This is a genomic window from Thiohalobacter sp. COW1 (genome assembly GCF_016629505.1).
Lineage (GTDB): Bacteria > Pseudomonadota > Gammaproteobacteria > Thiohalobacterales > Thiohalobacteraceae > Thiohalobacter > Thiohalobacter thiocyanaticus_A.
Genome location: NZ_AP024239.1, coordinates 1682916 through 1706363, shown reverse-complemented (window position 1 = coordinate 1706363; position 23448 = coordinate 1682916). Strand labels below are relative to the sequence as shown.

Annotated in this window: 30 protein-coding genes and 1 tRNA gene; 24 read left to right on the top strand and 7 right to left on the bottom strand. The window is 64.3% G+C overall.

The annotated features are described in order from the left end of the window. From tolR to COW1_RS07885, 9 genes are all read left to right on the top strand, one after another. Positions 1-435, top strand: coding sequence for a protein TolR (tolR, locus tag COW1_RS07925; protein WP_242466523.1), 435 nt, complete (start codon positions 1-3; stop codon positions 433-435). Continuing rightward, complete coding sequence (gene tolA, locus COW1_RS07920; RefSeq protein ID WP_242466522.1) at positions 432-1445, top strand: cell envelope integrity protein TolA; 1014 nt, start codon at positions 432-434, stop codon at positions 1443-1445. The genes tolR and tolA overlap by 4 nt, the downstream gene beginning before the upstream one ends. 15 nt (positions 1446-1460) lie before the next feature. Then, positions 1461-2759 (top strand): Tol-Pal system beta propeller repeat protein TolB, encoded by a 1299-nt coding sequence (gene tolB / locus COW1_RS07915; protein WP_201346065.1) that lies wholly within the window; start codon positions 1461-1463, stop codon positions 2757-2759. 45 nt (positions 2760-2804) lie between these two features. Further along, a complete protein-coding gene (gene pal / locus COW1_RS07910) occupies positions 2805-3347 on the top strand; it encodes a peptidoglycan-associated lipoprotein Pal (protein ID WP_096365490.1) in 543 nt (180 codons plus the stop codon). After that, entirely contained in the window at positions 3347-4129 is a 783-nt protein-coding gene (gene ybgF / locus COW1_RS07905; protein WP_242466521.1) for a tol-pal system protein YbgF, read from the top strand. The genes pal and ybgF overlap by 1 nt, the downstream gene beginning before the upstream one ends. A 60-nt stretch (positions 4130-4189) precedes the next feature. After that, complete coding sequence (gene queE, locus COW1_RS07900) at positions 4190-4870, top strand: 7-carboxy-7-deazaguanine synthase QueE (protein ID WP_096365492.1); 681 nt, start codon at positions 4190-4192, stop codon at positions 4868-4870. A 5-nt stretch (positions 4871-4875) separates the two neighbouring features. Then, positions 4876-5565, top strand: a complete 690-nt coding sequence (gene queC / locus COW1_RS07895) for a 7-cyano-7-deazaguanine synthase QueC (protein ID WP_096365494.1) — start codon at positions 4876-4878, stop codon at positions 5563-5565. A gap of 70 nt (positions 5566-5635) precedes the next feature. Next, positions 5636-6862 carry a YeeE/YedE family protein gene (locus COW1_RS07890; protein ID WP_201345945.1) on the top strand — a complete coding sequence of 409 codons (1227 nt, stop codon included), beginning with the start codon at positions 5636-5638 and terminating at the stop codon, positions 6860-6862. 56 nt (positions 6863-6918) lie between these two features. Next, positions 6919-6994 (top strand) — tRNA-Lys (locus COW1_RS07885). Positions 6995-7077: 83 nt separating this feature from the next. Here COW1_RS07885 and COW1_RS07880 read toward each other — a convergent pair. Next, positions 7078-8415 carry a sigma-54-dependent Fis family transcriptional regulator gene (locus tag COW1_RS07880; protein WP_201345944.1) on the bottom strand — a complete coding sequence of 446 codons (1338 nt, stop codon included), beginning with the start codon at positions 8413-8415 and terminating at the stop codon, positions 7078-7080. A gap of 200 nt (positions 8416-8615) precedes the next feature. On the opposite strand from COW1_RS07880, the gene COW1_RS07875 reads away from it, so the two are divergent. The 13 genes from COW1_RS07875 to COW1_RS07815 all read left to right on the top strand — a co-directional run bounded on the left by COW1_RS07875 (position 8616) and on the right by COW1_RS07815 (position 18030). Beyond that, positions 8616-9359, top strand: a complete 744-nt coding sequence (locus COW1_RS07875; protein WP_157745380.1) for an MBL fold metallo-hydrolase — start codon at positions 8616-8618, stop codon at positions 9357-9359. Beyond that, positions 9346-9939 carry a DUF3365 domain-containing protein gene (locus COW1_RS07870; protein ID WP_201345943.1) on the top strand — a complete coding sequence of 198 codons (594 nt, stop codon included), beginning with the start codon at positions 9346-9348 and terminating at the stop codon, positions 9937-9939. The genes COW1_RS07875 and COW1_RS07870 overlap by 14 nt, the downstream gene beginning before the upstream one ends. Positions 9940-9969: 30 nt before the next feature. Further along, positions 9970-10176 carry a hypothetical protein gene (locus tag COW1_RS07865; protein ID WP_096365503.1) on the top strand — a complete coding sequence of 69 codons (207 nt, stop codon included), beginning with the start codon at positions 9970-9972 and terminating at the stop codon, positions 10174-10176. Positions 10177-10194: 18 nt separating this feature from the next. Further along, on the top strand, positions 10195-10398 hold the full coding sequence (gene cydP, locus COW1_RS07860; RefSeq protein ID WP_201345942.1) for a cytochrome oxidase putative small subunit CydP: 204 nt from the start codon (positions 10195-10197) through the stop codon (positions 10396-10398). A 10-nt stretch (positions 10399-10408) separates the two neighbouring features. Then, positions 10409-12013, top strand: a complete 1605-nt coding sequence (locus tag COW1_RS07855) for a cytochrome ubiquinol oxidase subunit I (protein ID WP_201345941.1) — start codon at positions 10409-10411, stop codon at positions 12011-12013. 12 nt (positions 12014-12025) lie between these two features. Continuing rightward, on the top strand, positions 12026-13168 hold the full coding sequence (gene cydB, locus COW1_RS07850; protein ID WP_304941091.1) for a cytochrome d ubiquinol oxidase subunit II: 1143 nt from the start codon (positions 12026-12028) through the stop codon (positions 13166-13168). Between the two features lie 16 nt (positions 13169-13184). Next, entirely contained in the window at positions 13185-13301 is a 117-nt protein-coding gene (gene cydX / locus COW1_RS07845; protein WP_096365512.1) for a cytochrome bd-I oxidase subunit CydX, read from the top strand. Between the two features lie 16 nt (positions 13302-13317). Beyond that, positions 13318-13611, top strand: a complete 294-nt coding sequence (locus tag COW1_RS07840) for a cyd operon YbgE family protein (protein ID WP_197703005.1) — start codon at positions 13318-13320, stop codon at positions 13609-13611. A 31-nt stretch (positions 13612-13642) separates the two neighbouring features. Further along, positions 13643-14599: an SLAC1 anion channel family protein gene (locus tag COW1_RS07835; protein WP_201345940.1), complete on the top strand. Its 957-nt coding sequence runs from the start codon at positions 13643-13645 to the stop codon at positions 14597-14599. Then, positions 14599-16281 (top strand): tetrathionate reductase family octaheme c-type cytochrome, encoded by a 1683-nt coding sequence (locus COW1_RS07830; RefSeq protein WP_242466520.1) that lies wholly within the window; start codon positions 14599-14601, stop codon positions 16279-16281. Before COW1_RS07835 ends, COW1_RS07830 begins: the two co-directional genes overlap by 1 nt. Continuing rightward, complete coding sequence (locus COW1_RS07825) at positions 16278-16895, top strand: cytochrome b/b6 domain-containing protein (RefSeq protein ID WP_201345939.1); 618 nt, start codon at positions 16278-16280, stop codon at positions 16893-16895. Before COW1_RS07830 ends, COW1_RS07825 begins: the two co-directional genes overlap by 4 nt. 64 nt (positions 16896-16959) lie before the next feature. Further along, complete coding sequence (locus tag COW1_RS07820) at positions 16960-17541, top strand: rhodanese-like domain-containing protein (protein ID WP_201345938.1); 582 nt, start codon at positions 16960-16962, stop codon at positions 17539-17541. Positions 17542-17613: 72 nt separating this feature from the next. Beyond that, positions 17614-18030, top strand: coding sequence for a hypothetical protein (locus tag COW1_RS07815; protein WP_201345937.1), 417 nt, complete (start codon positions 17614-17616; stop codon positions 18028-18030). A gap of 71 nt (positions 18031-18101) precedes the next feature. On the opposite strand, the gene COW1_RS07810 is transcribed toward COW1_RS07815, so the two are convergent. The 3 genes from COW1_RS07810 to COW1_RS07800 all read right to left on the bottom strand — a co-directional run bounded on the left by COW1_RS07810 (position 18102) and on the right by COW1_RS07800 (position 19799). Then, entirely contained in the window at positions 18102-18377 is a 276-nt protein-coding gene (locus tag COW1_RS07810) for a hypothetical protein (RefSeq protein WP_201345936.1), read from the bottom strand. Positions 18378-18499: 122 nt separating this feature from the next. Continuing rightward, a complete protein-coding gene (locus COW1_RS07805; RefSeq protein ID WP_096365526.1) occupies positions 18500-18715 on the bottom strand; it encodes a DUF2061 domain-containing protein in 216 nt (71 codons plus the stop codon). A 124-nt stretch (positions 18716-18839) separates the two neighbouring features. After that, positions 18840-19799, bottom strand: a complete 960-nt coding sequence (locus tag COW1_RS07800) for a LysR substrate-binding domain-containing protein (RefSeq protein WP_201345935.1) — start codon at positions 19797-19799, stop codon at positions 18840-18842. A gap of 130 nt (positions 19800-19929) precedes the next feature. Between COW1_RS07800 and COW1_RS07795 the strand changes: the two genes are divergently transcribed. Then, complete coding sequence (locus tag COW1_RS07795; protein WP_242466519.1) at positions 19930-20637, top strand: 2,3-diphosphoglycerate-dependent phosphoglycerate mutase; 708 nt, start codon at positions 19930-19932, stop codon at positions 20635-20637. A gap of 35 nt (positions 20638-20672) precedes the next feature. Next, the gene (locus COW1_RS07790; RefSeq protein WP_096365532.1) at positions 20673-21143 is read left to right on the top strand and encodes a Dps family protein; all 471 of its coding nucleotides are present in this window, start codon (positions 20673-20675) and stop codon (positions 21141-21143) included. Positions 21144-21514: 371 nt separating this feature from the next. On the opposite strand, the gene COW1_RS07785 is transcribed toward COW1_RS07790, so the two are convergent. The 3 genes from COW1_RS07785 to hemP form a co-directional block, all read right to left on the bottom strand. After that, positions 21515-21802: a hypothetical protein gene (locus tag COW1_RS07785; RefSeq protein WP_096365534.1), complete on the bottom strand. Its 288-nt coding sequence runs from the start codon at positions 21800-21802 to the stop codon at positions 21515-21517. 15 nt (positions 21803-21817) lie between these two features. Further along, positions 21818-22795: a ChuX/HutX family heme-like substrate-binding protein gene (locus tag COW1_RS07780; RefSeq protein WP_201345933.1), complete on the bottom strand. Its 978-nt coding sequence runs from the start codon at positions 22793-22795 to the stop codon at positions 21818-21820. A gap of 131 nt (positions 22796-22926) precedes the next feature. Beyond that, positions 22927-23112, bottom strand: a complete 186-nt coding sequence (gene hemP, locus COW1_RS07775) for a hemin uptake protein HemP (protein ID WP_157745395.1) — start codon at positions 23110-23112, stop codon at positions 22927-22929. Positions 23113-23448: the final 336 nt, after the last annotated feature.

Here is a 23448-nt window from a genome sequence, read left to right as displayed (position 1 = left end):
ATGGCGCGTCAGCGGCACAAGAAGCGGCCGATGGCCGAAATCAATGTGGTGCCCTACATTGATGTTATGCTGGTCATGCTGGTGATCTTCATGATCACCGCGCCGCTGCTCACTCAGGGGGTGCATGTCTCCCTGCCCAGCGCCGATGCCCAGCCGCTGCCGCAGGACAGCGAGGAGCCGCTGCAGGTGACGGTCGATGCCGGCGGCAACTTCTATCTGAACGTGGGCGATGATCCCGATCAGCCGATCGATGCCGAGACCCTGGTCCAGCGTAGCGCGGCGGTGTTGCGCAACAAGCCGAATACGCCGGTGCTGGTACGCGGTGACGCCGGCGTGGCCTATGGCACGGTGGTCCGTGCCATGGTACTGCTGCAGCAGGCCGGCGCCCCCAATGTCGGGCTGGTTACGGAACCGCCGGAGGCGGCCTCGCCTTGAGAGCCCTGTGGAAACTGTTCCGGGAGACGCCGCAGGCCTTCATCTATGCCCTGCTGGTGCACCTGGTGCTGGTCGCCTTCCTGGCTGTCAGCCTGGACTGGACCCCCAAACCGCAGCTGCAGGCCTCCAGTGAACCGGTGATCGAAGCCGTGGCGATGGACGAGGCGCAGGTCCAGGCCGAACTGGACAAGCTCAAGGCGGCCGAGGAACGCGAACAGGCCGAGGCCGAGGCCCGGCTGCGCGAGGCCGAGGAGAAGCGGCGTCAGGCCGAAGCCGCCCGCCAGGCGGAACAACAGCGGCTGGAGAAGCTCAAACAGGAGCAGGCCGCCGAGGCCGCGCGTCAGGCCGAACTCAAGCGCCAGCAGGAGGCCGAGGCCAGGCGGTTGGAGGAACTCCGACAGCAGCAGCAGGCGCTGGTCCGCAAGCAGGAACAGGAGCGCAAGCGTCTGGCAGAACTGGAGGCCCGGCGCAAGGCGGAAGCCGAGGCCAGACGCAAGGCCGAAGAGGAGGCCCGGCGCAAGGCTGAAGAGGAGGCCCGACGCAAGGCCGAAGAGGAGGCCCGGCGCAAGGCTGAAGAGGAGGCCCGGCGCAAGGCCGAGGAGGAAGCCCGCCGCAAGGCCGAGGAGGAAGCCCGGCGCAAGGCCGAGGAAGAGGCCCGGCGCCAGGCCGAACAGGCCCTGCAGCAGCAGCTGGAGGCGGAGCGCCAGGCGCTGGCCGCGGCCGAGGCCGAGCGCGTGGTCAGCCGCTATGTGGCGGCCATCCAGCAGAAGGTGGAGCGCAACTGGATCCAGCCGCCGGGCAGCCGCCAGGGCCTGACCTGTGTCGTTCAGGTCGGTCTGATCCCGGGCGGTGAGGTTACCCGCGTGAGTATCGTCACCGGCAGCGGCGACGCGGCCTTCGACCGCTCGGTGGAGGCTGCCGTGTGGCGCTCCAGCCCGCTGCCGCTGCCGCCCGACAACCAGTATTTCGATCGTTTCCGTAATCTGAAATTCCGCTTTTCACCCGGATGATGCACTGAGGTCATGATGAAGAGGATTATCGCTGTCTTCCTGTTGCTGCTGTTCTGGTCGGGGCTGCAGCCGGCCCGGGCCGAGTTGACCATCGAGATCACCTCCGGCATCGAAGGCGCGCTGCCGATCGCAGTGGTGCCCTTCGCCTGGAACGGACCGGGGGCGCCGCCCGAGGACGTGGCGGAGATCGTCGCCGCGGATCTGGCCCGCAGCGGTCAGTTCGCGCCCCTGCCCCGGGCCGATATGCTGTCCCGGCCGGCCCGTCCCGAGGAGATCCGTTACCGCGACTGGCGCGCCGTGGGCGTGGACAATCTGGTCATCGGACGCATCGTGCCGCGTGACGGCGGTGGCTATACCGTTGAGTTCCGCCTGTTCGATGTCTTTCGCGGTCGGCAGCTGACCGGCTACAGCTTCCCCACCAGCAGCGAGCGCCTGCGCGAGACCGCGCACCGGGTCGCCGACATCGTCTACGAGACCCTGACCGGCGAGCGCGGCGCCTTCCGTACCTGGATCGCCTATGTCACCGTCACCGGCAGCGGCGATGAACGCCGCTACAGCCTGCAGGTGGCCGACTCCGACGGCTATAACCCGCGCACCGTGCTGCGCTCGCGTCAGCCGCTGATGTCGCCGTCCTGGTCGCCGGACGCCCGCCGCCTGGCCTATGTCACCTTCGAGCAGGAAACCGCCGAGGTGTATGTCCAGGAACTGGCCACCGGGCAGCGGCGCAAGGTCGCCTCCTATCAGGGCATCAACGGTGCCCCGGCCTGGTCGCCGGACGGCAGGCAGCTGGCGTTAACCCTGTCACAGGACGGCAACGCCGAAATCTATATCCTGTCGCTGGAGTCGGACCGCCTGCGACGCCTGACCCGGCATCCGGCCATCGACACCGAACCGGCCTGGGCCCCTGATGGCCGTAGCCTGGTCTTCACCTCGGACCGCGGGGGCAGTCCGCAGCTCTACCGGCTGGCGGTCGACGGCGGCCGGCCCGAACGCCTGACCTTCGAGGGCGGCTATAATGCCAGTGCGGATTTCGCCCCTGACGGCAAGCGCCTGGCGCTGCTGCACCGCGACGGCCGCGGTAATTACCGGGTGGCGGTGCAGGACCTGGAGCGGGGCATGCTGACCCTGGTCAGCGAGGGCCGGCTGGACGAGTCCCCCTCGTTCGCGCCCAATGGCCGCATGATTCTCTATGCCACCGAGGCAGGCGGACGCGGGGTGCTGGCGGCGGCCTCGGTCGACGGCCGGGTGGGCCAGCGGCTGCGGCTGCAGGAGGGCGAGGTGCGCGAACCGGCCTGGTCGCCCTTTCTCGAATGATCTGACAAACAACATCAACGTGATTGAATAAGAGGAGTCGATGCAATGCACATCAGGAATGGACTGATCGGGATTCTGGCCCTGGCGCTGCTGGGCGGCTGCGGGACCATGGACAAGCGTGCCGACGGCGATGTGGCCGTGGAGGATCGCAGTGCCGCGGCGGGTGCCGAAGGCATGGAGGGGGCACAGGCCAGGGGCCTGGGTGCCGACGGGGACCTGCGCGGCCTGGCGCTGGATGACCCCAGCAGCCCCCTGGCCACCCGCACCATCTACTTCGAGTTCGACTCCAGCGAGGTGGCTGCCGCGGATCGCGAGCTCGTCTCCGCCCATGCCCGTTACCTGGCCGCCAATCCGCAGCAGCAGGTGGTGCTGGAAGGCCACGCCGACGAACGCGGCTCGCGCGAGTACAACATCGGTCTGGGTGATCGCAGAGCCCAGTCGGTGCGCCGCATGCTCGAGTTCCAGGGGGTGACGCCGGACCAGATCAGGACCGTGAGCTACGGCGAGGAGAAGCCGGCCGTGGAAGGGCATGACGAACAGGCCTGGAGTCGTAACCGCCGGGTCGAAATCGTCTACATGGATCAGTGATGATGCGACGTGCGCCGATCACCCTGATACTGACGGCCGTACTGGCCACCGCACCCGCGGTCCAGGCCCGCGACGGCGATCTGGACCAGCGGGTGCAGCGGCTGGAGCAGCTGATGCAGAGCCGCGGTCTGATGGAGATGCTGACCCGGCTGGAACAGCTGCAGCGCGAGGTGCAGGAACTGCGCGGGCAGGTGGAGGTCCAGGGGCATACCCTGGAGCAGCTCAAGAAGCGTCAGCGCGATCTGTACATGGATGTGGACCGGCGACTGCAGCAACTGGAGAGCGGTGCGCCGGCAGCCGGCGTTGGTGCGCCGGACCAGCCCCCGCCGCCGTCTGCGGCGTCTCAGCCCGGTGAAGCCGGCGATACGGATGCGGTCACGGATGCCGCTGCCGGCGTCGACCAGCGCCAGCAGTACCAGCAGGCGCTGGATATACTGCGCGAGGGCCGCTACATGCAGGCCGCCGAGGCCTTCAGCGGGTTCCTCCAGGCCCATCCCGACAGTGCCTATGCCGCCAATGCCCAGTACTGGCTGGCGGAGTCCTATTACGTGACCCGGCAGTTCCCCCGGGCGCTGGAGGAGTTCCGGCAGGTGGTCGAGACCTACTCCGACAGCAACAAGGTGGCCGATGCCCGCTTGAAGGTTGCCTTCATCCATTACGAGATGGAGGACTGGCAGGCCGCGCGCCAGGCGCTGGATGCCGTGATAGCGGACTATCCCGGCACCACCGCGGCGCGCCTGGCCGAGGAGCGGCTGGCCCGGCTGAACCGGGAAGGCCGTTAGGCCGGGCCGTCCGGCCGGTTGGATCTGCCGCCGCCCGGCCGGATGCGGTAAAATGGCCGCATGCCCGAACCTTCCACCCCCACGCTCGCTCAGGCCGCCGCGTCGCGTCTGCGTATCACCGAGATCTTCCATTCCCTGCAGGGCGAGGCGGATACGGTGGGCTGGCCCACCGTATTCGTGCGCCTGACCGGCTGTCCGCTGCGCTGCCATTATTGTGATACCGAATATGCCTTCCACGGCGGTGAATGGATGGACCTGGACGCCATCCTGGCCGGGGTCGAACAGTACGGTGCGCAGTACGTGACCGTCACCGGCGGCGAGCCGCTGGCGCAGAAGGCCTGCCGACCGCTGCTCACGCAACTGTGCGATGCCGGCTACCGGGTCTCGCTCGAGACCAGCGGCGCGCTGGACATCGACCGCATCGATCCGCGCGTGGTCAAGGTGGTGGATCTCAAGACCCCGGGCTCGGGCGAGGTCGGGCGCAACCGCTACTGCGTACTGGAACACATGAGCCCGGCCGATCAACTCAAGTTCGTGCTGTGTGACCGCGCCGATTATGAATGGGCCCGGGACAAGCTCACCGAGTATGACATTCCGGCCATCTGCCAGGTGCTGTTCTCGCCGGCCTGGGGGCAGCTGGAGCCGCGTGAACTGGCGGACTGGATCCTGGCCGACCGACTGCCGGTGCGTTTTCAGGTGCAGCTGCACAAGCTGCTCTGGGGCGATGTGCCGGGGCGCTGAAACAGATGGTGCAATCCGGAACAGACAGCAAGGCCGTGGTACTGCTCTCGGGGGGGCTGGATTCGGCCACCGTGCTGGCCATTGCGCGGGCGCAGGGCTATGCATGTCACGCCCTGAGCCTGGATTACGGCCAGCGCCATGCCGCCGAACTGGCAGCGGCGGTACGAATTGTGCAAGCGCAGGGCGTGGCCGAGCATCGGGTGGTCAGGCTCGACCTGTCCCAGTTCGGCGGCTCGGCCCTGACGGACCCTGACATCCCGGTGCCGGAGACGGCCGCGGCGGGGATCCCGTCGACCTATGTCCCGGCCCGGAATACGGTATTCCTGTCGCTGGCGCTGGGCTGGGCCGAGGTGCTGGGGGCGCGGGACCTGTTTATCGGCGTCAATGCCGTTGATTATTCTGGTTATCCTGACTGTCGGCCGGAATATATCGCGGCCTTCGAGCGTCTAGCTAATCTAGCCACCCGGGCCGGGGTGGAAGGCGATCGCTTCCATGTCCGGGCCCCGTTGCTGGAATGGAGCAAGGCGCGCATCATTCAGGAAGGCCTGCACCTGGGCGTGGACTACAGCCTGACCGTATCCTGCTACGCCGCCGACGCGCAGGGACGGGCCTGCGGTCGCTGCGACTCCTGCCGCCTGCGGGCCGCGGGATTCGCCGCTGCCGGCGTGCCGGACCCGACCCGATACCGGACCTGATTCTCCATGACTGTACCGGCGGCTGCGGCCGGCGGTGGAAAACCCTTCAAGATCGAGAGGCAAGCAAGAGATGGAACTGACTCTGGGTAATCAAATCCTGCTGTGGGGCTTCGGCATCGCCGTGTTGATGGGCGCCGTTGTCAACAAGACCAATTTCTGCACCATGGGTGCGGTCTCCGACTGGGTCAACATGAACGACACCGGCCGGCTGCGGGCCTGGGTGTTCGCCATCGCGGTGGCCATCCTGGGCGTGCTGGCGCTGGAGTTGTTCGGCTACACCGACATCAGCATGACGGCCAGCAACGACACGGCGCAGCCCCCCTACCGCACCCCGATGTTTGCCTGGCCGCGTTATATCCTGGGTGGCCTGTTGTTCGGCATCGGTATGACGCTCGGCAGCGGCTGCGGCAACAAGACCTTCATCCGCATCGGCGGCGGCAACATCAAGTCCATCGTGGTGCTGCTGATGATGGGCATTGCCGCCTACATCATGATCTACACCAGCTTCGATCACTATGTCTTCCTGCAGTGGATGAACCCGCTGTCCGTCAACCTGGCCGAGCATGGCATGAACAGCCAGGACCTGGGCAGCATCGTCGGCGGCTTGGCCGGTATGGAGGACACCCGCGCGGCATATATCACCCTGGCGGCTGTGCTCGGTCTGCTGTTCGCAGCCTGGTGCTTCCGCGCCGCCGAATTCCGCGGCAGCTTCGACAACCTCCTGGGCGGCGCAGTGGTCGGCCTGGCCGTGGTCGGGGCCTGGGCCGTGACCGCCGGCCCGATGGGGCAGGAGTGGCTGTCCGAGATCGAATGGCTGGACGTCAAGCCGCATGCCACCGGGGTGCAGTCCTACACCTTCGTCGCCCCCAGCGGCCAGCTGTTGCACTACATCGACGGCGGCTTCGCCCAGCGGCTGGTGACCTTCGCCCTGGTCGGCGCGGCCGGCGTGGTGGTCGGCTCCTTCCTGTGGGCCATCCTCAGCCGCGGCTTCCGTTTCGAATGGTTCAACGGCATCGGCGATGCCGTGCGCCACATCCTCGGCGGTCTGCTGATGGGTGTGGGCGGCGTGCTGGCCATGGGCTGCACCATCGGTCAGGGCGTGACCGGGGCCTCGACCCTGGCGCTGGGCTCCTTCCTGGCCTTCGGCGCCATCGTGCTGGGCAGCGCCCTGACCATGAAGATCCAGTACTACAGGATGCTCTACGAAGCCGAGGCCAGCTTCGGCAAGGCGCTGATCACCTCGCTGGTGGACTTTCATCTGCTGCCCAAGGGCATGCGGCGCCTGGAGGCGATGTAGCACGCCGTCTTTGCCTGCGGTGGCGGGCTGCTGTATGATTCGGCGCTCGCCCCACGGGGCCGTTAGCTCAGTTGGTAGAGCATCCGGCTTTTAACCGGCTGGTCGAAGGTTCGAGTCCTTCACGGCCCACCATCTCCGGCGTCCACGATCCACGTGGACGCCGTATTTTTTTGTCTCAACACTTCTCCCTTTCTGCATGAAAGAAACCCCTGCGCTCATGAAGCCTGCAACTGCTGCAGCTTGCGGAACAGGGTGCGCTTGCTGATGCCGAGTTTCCGCGCCAGTGTATCCCGATCCCCCTGGAAGCGTGCGGCGACCTGCGCCAGGTAGCGTTGCTCGACGAGCTCCAGCGGCAGGATGGTTTCATCATCGGGTGTGGCCGGCGTCCCGGTTGGGGAGCCTTCGCAGCAATACTCCGGCAGGTGCTCGGGCGTGATCAGACTGTCATCCGTCAGCAGTGTGGCCCGCTCCAGGAGATTGCGCAGTTCCCGGATATTGCCCGGAAAGGGATAGGCCGCCAGGCATTCCATCGCGGCGTCCGATAACTGCAGCTGTCGGTCCGGGGCGATGCGGGTGAGCAGCGATTCGATCAACAGGGGCAGGTCATCACGCCGGTCGCGCAGCGCGGGCAGGGGAATGGGGAATACGCCGATGCGGTAATACAGGTCGCGGCGGAAGTCGCCGGTCTCGATCATTGCCTCGAGATCGCGGTGAGTGGCAGTGATCAGGCGGAAGTCGGCCTGCTTCGGTTCGGTGCTGCCCACGCGGCGATAGGTGCCCGTTTCCAGCAGCCGCAGCAGCTTGACCTGCAGGCTGAGCGGGATGTCGCCCACCTCGTCCAGAAACAGGGTCCCGCCCGCAGCCGACTCGACCAGGCCGGTCCGGCGGGCATGGGCGCCGGTGAAGGCGCCGCGCTCATGACCGAACAGCTCGCTCTCGAACAGCGACTCGGTCAGCCCCGAGCACTCCACTACCACGAAGGGTTGGTCCGCGCGCGGGCTGGCCTCATGTATTGCCTTGGCCACCAGTTCCTTGCCGGTACCGGATTCCCCCTGCAGCAGGACTGCCGTGTCGGCGGGCGCGACGCGCTGCACCAGTTCGAGCATGCGATTGAAGGCCGGCGTGCGGCCGACCATCCCTTCCGGGCGGGCATGACTGCTCGCCGCCCTGATCTCCCGTATGACCTCGATGACATAGCTGATCCGGCCCTGCTCATCGCGCACCGGCCGGGTCATGACGTCGACGTGTTCCTCGCCCCGGGGCGTGTGATGCAGGTGCAGTACCCGCTGGGCCTGACCATTTCCGAGACAGTTGGCCATGGGGCAGCTCTCGCCGGCCTGGTCGCAGGGGACGTTGTAATGATGCGATACCTCGTAACAGAAGCGCCCGTGCAGGGGCCTGCCGTCGCCGTAGGTCCGCCGATAGGCCTCATTGGCGGCGAGGATGCGGTAGTCCGTATCCAAAGCGATGGCCGGTTCCTCGATGCAGTTCAAAACACCGGTGATCTCGGGGGCCAGGCGATCGCTGAGCGCGCGTGTTTTCCTGGAGCTCATGGGAACAGGGCGATAATGACAATAACGGCAGTCATTATATAACACAACTGCCATAAATGGCATTCTGGTATGTCCTCTGTCTGAGGGTCATAAATTATAATGTTTAATAATCATAAAGATAGATTGATAACTGTGTAGTGGCACATCGCTTGCAAATGTCTGGTCAGAGTGACACACAGGCAGGCGATGAGTGCTTTCTCATGATTTTCCGGCAATTCGAAGCCACTGAGGGCGAACTCAGTTATCTGCTGGCGGATCCGGTGACCGGCGCGGCCGCGCTGATCGACCCTGACCTGGCGGCGCTGGAACGCTATCGGACCGCGCTCGACGAGTCCGGGCTGACGCTGCGCTATGTGCTGGAGACCCATCTGCACGAGTCGCACGTCAGTGCCGCGCCCTGGCTGCGGGACAGCGCGGCCGCCCGCGTGGCCATGAGCGACTGCGCCGATGCCGGCTGCATCGACCAGCGCCTGCAGGATGGCGACGAGTTGTATCTGGGCGAGGAGACCCTCATCGCCATCGCCACGCCCGGCCACAGCGCCTGCAGCATGGTCTATCGCTGGCGCGACCGTCTGTTCACGGGACACACACTCCTGGTCGGCGCGGCCGGCGACACCTGTCGCAGTGATGCCGACCCGGAGCGCCTCTACAGCAGCGTCATGGACCAACTCTACCGCCTGCCCGGTGATCTGCTGGTCTACCCCGGCAGGGTGGTCGAGGGCAGGCGCGTGAGCAGCATCGCCCAGGAACGCCAGATCAATGCCGGACTCAACCGTCGCAGCCAGCGCGCTGACTTCATTGCCGCCAGGCGCGCCGATCGACGGAGCCTCGCCGCCACTGCCGCGCAGCGGCTGCGGATCAACCGCGAATGCCGGTATGACGCAACACCTGAATTCTCAACCCACAAACCCACTGAACAAGGAAACCACCATGCAGATATCTGAACGACTCATCCTGCCACTGGCACTGGCTGCCCTGTTGCCTCTGGGCGTGCAGGCCGCCGATGAGGCCGGCATCGAGGCCCGCGTTGCCGATGCGAAGGCGACCACTGCGGCGTTCGTCAAGGAACTCGGCGGTGCCATGATGAAGGAGATGAAGGCCGGCGGTCCGACCGCCGCCATCGCCGTGTGCCGCGACCTGGCGCCGGCCATTGCCAATCGCCACTCGCTGGAGAAGGGCTGGAAGATCACCCGTGTCGGCACCCGGGTGCGCAATCCCATGCTGGGTACGCCCGATGTGTGGGAGGCGCAGGTGCTGGAGGACTTCGCCGAGCGCGCGGCCGCCGGCGAGAAGTACGACACCATGGCGCACTTCGAGGTCGTCGAGGAGCCCAGCGGACGCTACCTGCGCTTTGCCAAGGCCATTGGCACCGCGCCCCAGTGCCTGGTCTGCCATGGCGAGAAGTCGCAGATCCAGGCTCCGGTCATGGAGCGGATCACGACGGCCTATCCCCACGACAAGGCCGTGGGCTACGAAGTCGGCGAACTGCGCGGTGCGGTGAGCATCAAGCAGCCGCTGGATTGATTCAATACTTCATTAATCAGGAGAGACAGCATGAAGAAGACACTGGCACTGTTACTGGCACTGAGCGGTTCGTCCGTTGCGCTGGCGGAAGGCAATTCCGTTGACTATATTCCCTGGACCTTCGATGACTTCGACAGCAACTGCGAAGTGGTCGCCGGCCCGGTGAGTCAGGCAACCACCGACGACAATGAGACCAATAACAGCGGCGCCGCTGACCGCGACACGCTGGACGGTTGATACTCACAGGCGCGCGTGATGCAGGCACCGGCTGACAGCCCGATCTGGTCCAACCCCCTGGTGCGACACCTGGCGGTGGTCCTGGCGGTCAAGCTGGTACTGCTCACCGCGCTCTGGTGGGCCTTTTTCCGCGTGCCTGAGCACGCCCTGCCGCAACAATCGGATATCGCTGCACACATCGCCGGTCCGGCCGCACAGGCCGGGCCGACGCTGTCCGACTGAGGAACTGCTGATGGTTGCTGAATCCGTCGTCGAACTTTCCCGGCTGCAATTCGCCCTGACCGCGATGTATCACTTCCTGTTCGTGCCGCTGACCCTGGGGCTGTCCTTCATCCTGGTGATCATGGAGTCGGTCTATGTCATGACCGGCAAGGAGATCTACAAGGACATGACCCGTTTCTGGGGCAAGCTGTTCGGGATCAACTTCGCCCTGGGGGTGACCACCGGCATCACCCTGGAATTCCAGTTCGGCACCAACTGGGCCTATTACTCGCATTATGTCGGTGATGTCTTCGGCGCGCCGCTGGCGATCGAGGGCCTGATGGCCTTCTTCCTCGAATCCACCTTCATTGGCCTGTTCTTCTTCGGTTGGGACCGCCTGACCAAACGCCAGCATCTGCTGGTCACGTTCCTGACCGCGCTGGGTTCCAACCTGTCGGCCCTGTGGATCCTGGTGGCCAACGGCTGGATGCAGAATCCGGTCGGTGCCGAGTTCAGCTTCGAGACCATGCGCATGGAAATGACCAACTTCGCCGAGTTGCTGTTCAATCCGGTGGCGCAGGTCAAATTCGTCCACACCGTGGCGGCCGGTTATGTCACCGGGTCCATGTTCGTGCTGGGCATCTCGGCCTACTACATGCTCAAGGGCCGGGACCTGGCCTTCGCCCGGCGCTCCTTCGTCGTGGCTTCCGGCTTCGGCCTGGCCTCCATCCTGTCGGTCATCGTCCTGGGCGACGAGAGCGGTTACGAGCTCGGCGACGTGCAGAAGGTCAAGCTGGCCGCCATCGAGGCGGAGTGGGAGACGCATGAACCGCCGGCCTCCTTCACCCTGATCGGCTTCCCGGATCAGGAGGAGATGGTTACCCATGGCGCCATCAAGATCCCCTGGGTGATGGGCCTGATCGCCACCCGTTCGGTCAATGAAGAGGTCACCGGCATCAAGGATCTGATGGTGCAGCACGAGCAGCGCATCCGCACCGGCATGCAGGCCTATGCCCTGCTGCAGAAGCTGCGCTCGGGCGACTATACCGAGGCGGACAAGGCCGCCTTCGAGGCGGTCAAGGACGATCTCGGCTACGGCCTGCTGCTCAAGCGCTACACCCCGGAGGTGGTGGATGCCACCGAGGCACAGATCCAGCAGGCGGTCAAAGACACCATCCCCAGGGTCGCGCCCCTGTTCTGGAGTTTCCGCGTCATGGTGGCCTCCGGCTTTCTCATGCTGTTCATCTTCGCGGCCAGTTTCTACTACTGCGCCCGGCGCACCGCCGGCCAGAAGCGCTGGCTGCTGCGCCTGGCGTTGTGGTCGATACCCTTGCCCTGGATCGCGGCCGAGACCGGCTGGATCGTGGCTGAATACGGCCGTCAGCCCTGGTCGATCGGCGAGGTGCTGCCCACCTATCTGAGCACCTCGGTGTTGCAGGTGGGCGACCTGTGGTTCTCACTGGCCGGCTTCATCGGCTTCTACACCCTGTTGCTGGTGGTGGAGCTCTACCTGATGTTCCGCTTTGCCCGGCTGGGGCCGAGCTCGCTGCATACCGGACGCTACCATTTCGAGCACTCCGGAGGCAGTGCGCCGGCGTTGGTTACCCAGCCGATGGCGGCCCGGGATTCGGACTGAGGAGAACAGGACATGATCATCGATTACGAAACGCTCAAGCTCATCTGGTGGATGCTGGTCGGGGTGCTGCTCATCGGCTTTGTCATCACCGACGGCTTCGACATGGGCGCGGGTGCGTTGCTGCCCTTCCTCGGCCGGAGCGACGACGAGCGTCGCGTCATCATCAACACGGTGGGGCCGCACTGGGACGGCAACCAGGTCTGGTTCATCACCGCGGGCGGGGCGATCTTCGCCGCCTGGCCGGCGGTGTACGCGGCCGCCTTCTCCGGCTTCTACATCGCCATGCTGCTGGTGCTGTTCGCGCTGTTCTTCCGCCCGGTCGGGTTTGACTACCGCAGCAAGATCGAGGATCCGCGCTGGCGCCGGACCTGGGACTGGGGCCTGTTCGTGGGCGGTGCGGTGCCGGCCCTGCTGTTCGGTGTGGCCTTCGGCAATCTGCTGCTGGGGGTGCCCTTCGAGCACAACGAGTTCCTGCAGCCGCGTTATACCGGCTCCTTCTTCGGACTGCTGCATCCCTTCGCGCTGCTGTCCGGCGTGGTCAGTCTGTCCATGCTGATGATGCATGGCGCGGTCTGGCTGCACCTGCGGGCCGATGACATCGTCGCCGCACGCGCGGCGCGGGCCACGCGTCTGGCCGGGACTGTGCTGATCGCCGGCTTTGCCCTGGCCGGCCTGTGGGTCGCCATCGGTCTGGACGGCTATCAGATCGTCTCCATGCCGGCCCGCGATGCGCTGCCCAACCCGCTGGCCAAGGAGGTCGCCGTCGGTGTGGGCAGCTGGCTGACCAACTACCGCCAGTATCCCTGGATGCTGCTCGCCCCCGTCGCCGGCTTTGCCGGGGCGGCGCTGACCATTCTGCTCGCCGCCAGGAACCGGCCGGGCTGGGGCTTCGTGACCAGTGCGATGAGCATGACGGGAGTCATATTGACTGCCGGGTTCTCGATGTTTCCCTTCATCATGCCGTCCAGCACCGCCATGAACAGCAGCCTGACAGTGTGGGATGCGCCCTCCAGTCATCTGACCCTGACGGTGATGTTCTGGGCCGCGGCCATCTTCGTGCCCCTCATCCTGGCCTACACCGCCTGGACCTACCGCGCCATGTGGGGGCGGGTCACGATCAGACACATTCAGGACAACACCCACTCGGCCTATTGAGAGAGAGGATACAACGATGTGGTATTTCACCTGGATCCTGGGCGTGCTGCTGGCCTGCGCCTTCGGCGTGATCAATGTGATGTGGCTGGAGGCCGAGCAGTGCCTGGATGAAGACAATGGTAACGACAGCTGAGCAGTCCGGGAATCGGATGATGAATGGTGACAGTAGAGCATCCTGGATCTACGGCGGCGCAGCGCGGGGACTGTCCCTGGCGCTGGCCTGCGGCCTGAGCGGCCTGATCCTGTTCCTGCCCACCGTGGTGTTCGGCGCGCAGGGGGAGTTGAATCACACCCTGCTCCTGCTCATCATGTGGGGAGTGGCGGCCGGTTTCGTCCATGGCGTCGGATTCGTGCCGCGGATGCCGTTATGGCGCCTTGTCCTGGGCCCCTACGCGGCCTGGCTTCTGATGGCAGGCGGTTGCCTGTGGCTGTGGCTGGGGTGACGACATGAGCGCAGCCGGAGAACACAACACCATGACCAGTACACGCCTGCAGAATCTGCCGGTCTCCTTCTTTTCCAGCGTCATGGGTCTGGCCGGTCTGGCCATCGCCCTGCAGCGTGCCGGCGAATTGTGGGCACCGCTGCACCCGTTCGGCCTGCTGGTGGCTGTTCTGAGCGCGCTGGTGTTCATTGCATTGACGGGCCTGTATGCCGCCAAGCTGTTCCGATACCGGGCCGAGGCCGTCGCCGAGTTGACGCACCCGGTCAAGATGAGCTTCGGTGCGACCTTCAGCGTCAGCCTGGTGTTGCTCAGCGTGGCCTTTCTGTCCAGTCAGCCGGCGCTGTCGTTCTGGTTGTGGGCGGTGGGCGCCGGTCTGCACCTCGTCTTCACCCTGTATGTGCTCAGCGCCTGGATCCACAAGGAGAATTTCGATATCAACCACATCAGCCCCGCCTGGTTCATCCCGGTGGTGGGCAACATCCTGGTGCCGGTGGCCGGCGTGGCGCATGCCAGCGCGGAGCTGAGCTGGTTCTTCTTCAGTATCGGGCTGCTGTTCTGGATCGTCCTGTTCACCATCATCGTCTACCGGATGATTTTCCATAATCCGCTGCCCGACAAGCTGCTGCCGACCCTGTTCATCCTGATCGCGCCGCCGGCCGTGGGTTTCATTTCCTATATCAAGCTGACCGGGGATATCGACAGCTTTGCCCGCGTGCTCTACTACGGGGCCCTGTTCCTGACCCTGCTGCTGTTCAAGGAGCTGCCGCGCTTCGTGCGGCTGCCTTTCTACCTGTCCTGGTGGGCCTATTCGTTCCCGCTGGCGGCGATGACCGTGGCCACCCTGATCATGCAGGCACACGTGCCCTCGGCATTCTTCACTTTCCTGTCCTGGATCATGGTGGTGGTGCTGGATCTGGTGATAGTTTATCTGCTGGCGCGGACGCTGGTGGCCGTGACCCGAAAACAGATCTGCGTGGAAGGGCACTGATGCGGCTGCGACGCCACATGCGGATAATCGTGTTCCCGGTCCTGATCGGACTCGTGCTGGCGGGCCCGTGTCATGCCGATCTGCAGACAGCAGGCGGTGACGCGAGCAGCACGGCCGATCACGGTACCTTCAAGATCCTCAAACGGGAGTTCAAGTCTGCGCCCGAGGTTACCGAGGCCTGCCTGAGCTGCCATACCGAGGCCGCCAAGCAACTGCACCAGACCACGCACTGGACCTGGGAATACAAGCATCCCGTCACCGGTCAGCTGCTGGGCAAGAAACACGAGGTCAATGTCTTCTGCGGCAGTCTGCGCTCCAATTACCGGCGCTGCACCTCCTGCCACATCGGCTACGGCTGGGAGGACAGGGACTTCGATTTCACCTCCGAGCGCAATGTCGACTGCCTGGTCTGCCACGATACCACCCGCACCTACGTCAAACCCTCGGCCGCGGCCGGGCATCCCGCCTATCACGACGTCACCCGCGATGGCGAGATCGTGGTCGAGAACGACAAGCCGCTGAGGGCCGTGGACCTGGCCCTGGTTGCGCAGAATGTCGGCAGGACCAGCCGCTTCACCTGCGGCAACTGTCACTTCTATGGCGGCGGTGCCGACGGCGTCAAACACGGCGATCTGGACAGTTCCCTGATCGCGCCTGACAAATCGCTGGACGTGCACATGGACGCCGCGGGGCTGGATTTCAGCTGTGCCACCTGCCACACCGCCGAGGCCCATGACGTCGCCGGCAGTCACTATTCAATGCAGGCGCGCGACGAGCACGGCATCGACATCCCCGGCAGGGCCTACGGCGGGCGCGCCTCCTGCGAGTCCTGCCACGGCACCCGGCCGCATCCGGCCAATGTCAACAACAAGCTCAATGACCACGTCAACAAGGTCTCCTGTCAGGCCTGCCATATCCCGAGTTTCGCCCGCGGCGGCGTGGCCACCAAGACGTTATGGGACTGGTCCCAGGCCACCCTCAAGCTCAAGCGCGACGAGGCCGGGGAACTGGTGCTGAACGAGCAGGGCAGGCCCATCCGGGTAGTCGAGTACGACGAGCACGGCCATCCCAGCTACATGAGCCACAAGGGCTACTTCGAGCATGGCGAGAACGTGGTGCCGGAATACCACTGGTTCGACGGCCAGATCCGCTACACGCTGCTGGATGACGAGATCAACCCCACCGAGACCGTCTCGGTGAACAGTATCCAGGGCAGCTACGAGGATCCCGATGCCCGCATCTGGCCGTTCAAGCGCATGGTCGGCAAGCAGCCCTATGACAAACAGACCAACCGCCTGCTGGCCACCCATGTCTACGGACCCGAGGACAAGACCTCGCTGTGGAGCAACTATGACTGGATCAAGGCGCTGGAGGTCGGTCAGCACGAGGCCGTGCTGACCGGCGAGGCCGGACAGGAGTTCAGCGGTGAATTCGGCTTTGTGAAAAACGAGATGTACTGGCCGATCACGCACATGGTCGCGCCCGGCAAGGATGCGTTGAACTGCGCCGCCTGCCACGCGCCGGACGGGCGACTGGCTGGCCTGGGCGGGTTCTACATGCCGGGGCGGGATTCCTTTCCCTGGCTGGACCGGATCGGTCTGATCGCCGTGCTCGGCACCCTGGGCGGCGTACTGCTCCATCTGCTGGGACGGATTCTGATCAGCCTGAGGAAGCCGTCATGAAGGTGATGATCTACAAACGGTTCGAACGCTTCTGGCACTGGACCCAGGCGGCGCTGATCATCGCCCTGATGGTCACCGGGTTCGAAATCCACGCCGTCTACCATCTGTTCGGCTTCGAACAGGCGGTGAACCTGCATATCATCCTGGCCTGGTCGTTGATCGTACTGTGGGCCTTCGCTATCTTCTGGCATCTGACCACCGGTGAGTGGCGCCACTATATCCCGACGACAGAGAAACTGATGGCCATGGTCCGCTACTACTCCATCGGCATGTTCCGTGACGAGGAAAAACCCTACAAGAAGTCGCTCAGTGCCAAGCACAATCCGCTGCAGCGGCTGGCCTATCTGGGCTTCAAGCTGGTGATATCGCCGCTGATCTGGGTATCCGGGCTGCTGTGTCTGTTCTACACCGACTGGCCGGCGTTGGGCCTGGAGGGTTTGCGCCTGGGCCCGGTTGCCATGGTGCATACCGCGGCCGCAATCGCCATGCTGGTCTTTTTCATCGCCCATGTCTATCTCGCGCTCACCGGCAAGCCTTTCTATGCCTACGTCAAGGCTATGATCACCGGCTACGAAGAGATCGAGGAGACGAAGACGCCCGGGAAGAATTCCTGAATGGCCGTCCCGGATGAGCGGGCGGCCCGAACGAAATTCATGATCACAGTAGAGGAGATGACATATGAAACGCCTGCTGGCAGCATTGCTGATTGCCGTGACCGGTAGTGTCTTCGCCGCCGAGGCGCCGGAGAAGGAGAGCATGCGTACCCGCGCCGGGCTGTATGTGGATGCCATTGAAGCCTATGAAATGCTCCGCAACCCGGGTGACCGTCAGGTGGTACTCATCGATGTGCGCGATCCCATCGAGCTCAACTTCACCGGCTATACCCGGATGGTCGATGTGCACGTGCCGTGGAAGATCATGGACAGTTCGCGCTGGAACGAGAACAAGCAGAGCTATGGCGGCTACGTGAACCCGGATTTTGCCGCCGAGGTCACGTCCCGACTGGACGCGCTCGGCATCGGCAAGGAGGCGCACCTGATCTTCATGTGCCGGTCCGGCTCCACGCGCAGCGCACCGGCCGCCGATGCCCTGTACGAACTCGGCTATGCCAATGTCTACAGCATGGTTGACGGCTTCGAGGGCGGCAAGGCGAAGTCAGGCGAGCATCAGGGGGCCCGGGTGGTGAATGGCTGGAAGAATTCAGGCCTGCCCTGGGGCTGGGAGCTGGAGCGGGACATCATGTACGGCCTGGACAAGTGATCGCGGTCATCCTGCATGGCGGGACCCGCATCATGCGGGTCCCGCCTCCGCCACCGGGCGGCCGCTAGGAACGTGGACCGCGGCACGAAGATCTATGCGCTGGTGCTCGGCCTGGCGGTTGCGGCCCTGCTGGTCCTGTTCCTGTATCAACCGGCTGCGGTGCGGGAGCTGAATGACCGCCTGGCCGCTGATCCGATCCTGGCCGCCTACCCCTATCCCTTTCGCGTCCTGCGCATCGAGGACCATACCGCGGTCATGGGTACGCCGCGTTCGGCGCAGCTGCCGGTCCGCGACATGATCCATGCCATCGACCCCGGCCTCGCGGGCGTCGCAACGGATGATCCCGCCTTTCAGCAGGCCCAGCAGACGCTGGCCGAACATCAGGCCCGTGCCAGTGAACTGGTCAGGGCGCATGCCTCGATTCAGCGTATCCGTTGGGAACTGGATGTGGATTGGCTGCGTCGGCAGGGGATTGTGCCGCCGCCGTAAGGCGGTCCGGAGTGTCCGCTCGGCTCAGTTCGATTCCTGCCGCTGCTCAGCTGCCTCGGTGTTTCGGGGTATCAATGTGACAGCTGGTTGCCCCGGTGATCGCAGGCCAGCAGTATCCAGTCCCTCAGCAGCGTCTCGTAGGCGGAACGATCCACCGGCGTGTGCTGCAGATCGGGATGCGCCAGCAGCAGGCGCAGATGGTGGACCACGCCCCGGGCCAGGCCGGGGCTGGGCTGCAGGGTGTGGCGGGTCATCAGGTAGAGCAGGACGGCTTCCAGCAGGTCGCGCCGGGGCGGGCGATCCAACCCGGCTGCCGCAGCCTCGGGCAGGGTGAGCATGGCTTGCATGGGCATATCCTCCGTATCGGGCGTTGCGGGGGAAGGCGCAGTTCACGGGCGGCCTCCCACCATGATGCAAATGATAATCGTTATTATCTAAATGTCAATGCCCGCGATGCCCGGCACCAGGGTCAGGCGCGGAGTTGCAGCCCGTTGCGGGATTGAACCGCCCCACGCCCATTCTCCCGGCGCCTCCAGATCTGCTCGTGGATATGGTAGGCGAGGGTATTGACCAGCGGTTCGACCAGCGCGATGGCGCCGCCCACAGCCAGACTGCCGGTCATCAGATACCCCACGCTGAAGGCCACACTGAAATGGACGGCCGCGAAACTCAGGGTCTTGGTCATGATGGCTTCTCTCCCCACCAGTAGTTGCTCTGATCCTGGGGACAGTATGGGGCAGTCAAACTTATTGGTAAAAACGTTTATTATTATTACTACGATAGATAATACATATTGATAAGGTGGGCACTCAGGCCCTGCGCTGCCGGCTGCGGCCTTTTCCCGTCGCCTTGCCACGCACCGGCCGTACCGTGTTGGGCAGGTGGCTAAGAATGACTGCGGCCAGGGCCTCCACGGCCGGTCGACGCGGGAAGCTGCGCCGCAGCACCAACGAGACGCGGCGCGAGGCATCGGCAATATCCAGCGGCTGGGCCACCACGCCGCTGCCGCTGGTCCAGGCACCACCCATGGCCAGCGCCGGGACCAGGGTCACGCCGTAGCCTGCCCCGACCAGCTGGATCAGGGTCTCCAGGCTGGCCGCGCGCAGATCGGCCAGATCGCCCTGGTCATTCCGTTCCTTGATCCGGCACACCTCCATGGCCTGCTGGGCCAGGCAATGGCCCTCGGCCAGCAGCAGCAGGTTCTCCTGGTCCAGATCGCGCAGCCGGATGCGCTCGCGGGTGTAAAAGGCGTGTTCGCGCGGATAGGCGACCCAGAACGGTTCGTCGTACAGCGGGATCACCTCGAAATCGCGGTCCTCGACCGGTGTGGCCAGCAGCGCGGTGTCGATTTCGTGATCATGCAGCCGTTGCAGCAGCACATCGGTCAGTTCCTCGGACAATACCGGCTTCAGGGCCGGATGCTGCTGGCGCAGGGGCTTGAGGATCAGCGGCATCAGGTAGGGGCTGATGGTGGGGATGGCGCCGATGCGCAGCGGGCCGGCGAGCGGGTCCTGATGGGCGTGGGCCAGTTGCTGCATGGCCTCGGCCTGTTCCAGGATACGGCGGGCATAGGTCAGGAGTTCGCTGCCGATGGGCGTGATCTCCACCGAGCGGTTGGTGCGCTCGAAGATGGCCACCCCGAGTTCCTGTTCCAGCTTCTTGATCTGGCCGCTGAGGGTGGGCTGGCTGACGAAGCAGCGTTCGGCGGCCTGGCCGAAATGGTGGGTCTCGGCGACGGCGATGATGTATTTCAGGTCACGCAGGTTCATAACGGGTACCCGGATTTTATGATCGTCTGTAACGATCAACATATTATAAACAAACGATTATACAGATCAATGGTGTGGGGCTATCCTTACCACCATGACGACACAGACGATACACAATCAGGACAGGAGCGTGATCCTGATCCGCCATGCCCAGAGCCAGTGGAACCGGGAAAACCGTTTCACCGGCTGGGCGGATCCGCCGCTGACCGCGGCCGGCGTGGCCGAGGCGGAGCGGGCCGGCGACTGGCTGCGGATCCACGGCTATCGCTTCGATGCCGCCTACAGTTCCCGGCTGCAGCGGGCCATCGCCACCCTGGATATCCTGCTGGCGCGTCTGGGGCAGGACAGCCTGCCGCGGGTGCAGGACTGGCGCCTCAATGAACGCCATTACGGCGCTCTGCAGGGGCTCGACAAGGCCGAGGCCACCGCCCGGGTCGGCGCGCACCAGGTCTGGCGCTGGCGCCGCGGCTACACGGACAGCGCTGCGCCCCTGCTGCGCAGCGACCCGGCGCACCCGGCGCATGACCTGCGGTATGCGGATGTGGACCCGCAGCGGTTGCCCGGCGTGGAGAACCTGGCCCGGACCCGTGAGCGGGTGGTCGGTTTCTGGCAGGAGCAGATCATCCCGCGCATCCGTCGTGGCGAGCGTATCCTGATCAGCGCCCATGGCAATACCCTGCGCGCGCTGATCATGGAACTGGCGGGGATGAGCGTGGAACAGGTCGAGCAGTTCGAGATTCCGACCGCTACGCCTATACTGTACCGGTTCGATCCCGCGGCGCGGCCGCTGGACTGGCGCTATCTGAATACCGAACCGGATGCGCGCAGGTCCGCATAGAGCAAGTCGACTTACTGACAACAGGAGGCAGAACCATGAGTAAGAAGATCGATATCGGCATCAAGGAAAAGGACCGTAGCCGAATCGCGGAAGGGTTGAAGCGCCTGCTGGCCGATTCCTACACCCTTTATCTGCAGACCCACAACTTCCACTGGAATGTCACCGGGCCGCAGTTCCGCGAACTGCACCTGATGTTCGAGGAGCATTACACCGAGCTGGCCACTGCAGTGGACGAGATCGCCGAGCGCATCCGCACGCTGGATGTGGCCGCGCCCGGGACCTACAAGGCCTTCGCCAAACTGAGTTCCATCAAGGAGGTCGAGGGCGTGCCCGAGGCGAAGCAGATGGTCGAGATCCTGACCCAGGGCCACGAGCAGGTGGTCAGGACCTGCCGCGAGGCGCTGAAGCTTGCCCAGGAGGCCGATGACGAGTCCACGGCCGCGCTGGTCTCCGATCGCATGCGGGTGCACGAGAAGACGGCCTGGATGCTGCGGGCGCTGCAGTAATCCGACGCAGCTGAGGAATGTTGATGTAGAGTGGGTTAGGCGCGTTGTTTGCGCCGTAACCCGCCACCTGGGCCGACAGGCATATTTTGAAAGAATTTTGTGTTGCGTTGCAACGTACGGTGGGTTGCGAAAACTACGCTAACCCACCCTGCATTTGAGCATATGCCGGTGCCACTCGGTCCCGGTTTGTTTTTCCGTGTGGCGGGGCTGGCTATAACGCCAGGGACTGAATCCCACCTTCCCAGATCCGGTGCCCAAACAGGAATCCCGCGAGTAACGCGCCAAGAACGAACGCGATCAGCAGCAGTACGGGATCGAAGATTCTGTGCAGGGGGAAGTTCCCCTGAGTTCGCAGATTCATTGGCCGACTCCTAGTGCATGGATTGTCCCGCGGCGCCTGCCGCATGTACGGGACAGTTGTGCTCGAAGGCAATCAACCCCCAGTCGTTGAGCAGGGATTCATAGGCGGATCGATCCACCGGCGAATCCGCCAGGTCGGGATGCGCCAGCAGCATCTGCAGATGATGCATGATGCCCCGGGCCAGGCCGGGGCAGGGTTTCTGGGTGTAGCGTGTCATCAGATACATCAGGGCCGCTTCGAGGACGTCGCGATGTGGGTGCTCGGCGGTGACGGCTGTGTTGGTCGAAGGCCTGTTCATGCAATGCACCTCCTCTCAGTAATGTGACTGGCAGCCCGACGGGGCGGGCGGATCGACAGGCAGAGCGGCGAGGAGACGCTGCCAGACATCGAGTTGGGACGGGTAGCGGCCCAGCGGGCCGCCCAGGGTGGCGAGGGTTTCGCCGTCGGCGCCATACAACTCCAGGGTGCTGCCCTGGCACGGCAGACGGGCCCCTGCGATCTGCGCCTGCTCCAGGACCAGGCAGTAGTCAGCCGCCTGCAGCATCAAGCGGCCATCTTCGCAGCGAACGGCATCGACCATGCCGCGCCAGGTGTGTACGGTGCCCGCATTGGCGACCGTGAAGCTGATACACAGATCGACATCGACCAGCGAGTGCAGCAGTTCCGACAACTGCGCGACCGGTATGCACCTGTGGCAGCCACCGGCGCGGCCCGCCGACAATGCCGGCTGATCACCAGCCGTTGAGGGTCCGCGCGGCAGCAGCAGTTCCGGACTCTGGTCGGTGCTGCGGTAAGCGGCGACGAACATCCGGTAGGCATAGGCGTCGCTGGTGCTGGTCAGTCGGATGCGGTGGTTGCAGCGGCCATGTGCATCGAAGAAATGCAGGCTGTGCTCCACGCCCCGCCGCACAGGTCGCGTGATTGCAAAGCCGTAGTGCCAGTTGGCGAAATCGAGATCCAGTTCGTAGTCGCCGGCCAGCAGCAGGCCGCGGTCACCGCTCAGCCGCAGCAGGCGATACTCCAGTACCTGCTCCTGCTCGGCCTGACGGTTGCCGGTAATGACGCACACCGGCCCGAGGCAGGCGAGGTCGGACAGCAGTTCATGACGGTTGCAGGCAAGCCGGGTTACATGGCGGCCGCAGGCCGCTGTCAGCAACTGTACTTCGCTCACGCCGAGCCGGGCTGCGATTGCCGCCAGGCTGCGGTCCGGATGGGTTGTGAATTGATGTGCCAGCGCCTCCCGCAGTGAAATCATCGGACGAATGCCATCGAGCATGACCTGTTGATTCATGATGTCTCCTTGAAACAGTTGCGGTACATACCCTGTACCTTGGTTTGCATTGAAGCTTGCTTACGGGGCTTGCTCGCCTGCCCCGGACGGGCTGGGAGGCTGGCTGGCGGGGTTGTGGTTGCAGTGCAGTGTTACTTGGTCAGAATCAGTTTGCCGTTGCTGGTCTGTTGCAGGCGGTATTCCTCATCTCCATGTTCGATTACCAGATGCCGATTGCCCTTGAACAGGTCAACGCTGTTGATGCGTGCCGACGCTGCTTTGCCTGAAGTGGCCGGAGCAGGCGAGTGTTCGGAGTCGGGTTGCTTCTTGTCATTCATTATTGAGCCTCGTGAAAGGATGCCGGAACAGATGTCTAATCCAGGGTTGCGGTGGCTCGGTGCAGCCGGGAGTGGCGCTGCGAACGCCTGACGCTGCAACGGTCGACCTCGCATGGATCGTAATGATAACGATTATCATTAAGATGTCAATCCCCGTGTGGCCCCGGGCTGTACTTAGCTACGGTGCGACTTTTTCAGCAATCCGGACCATCGATCAATAAGCTACGCTCCCCGGGGGGGTTGACATACGAACAATAACAATTATCATTAACTTTATTGTCCGGCCCGGTACGGTGTTTCAGGCTCCGGTTTTGTTACTAACCGCCTCGCAAACGC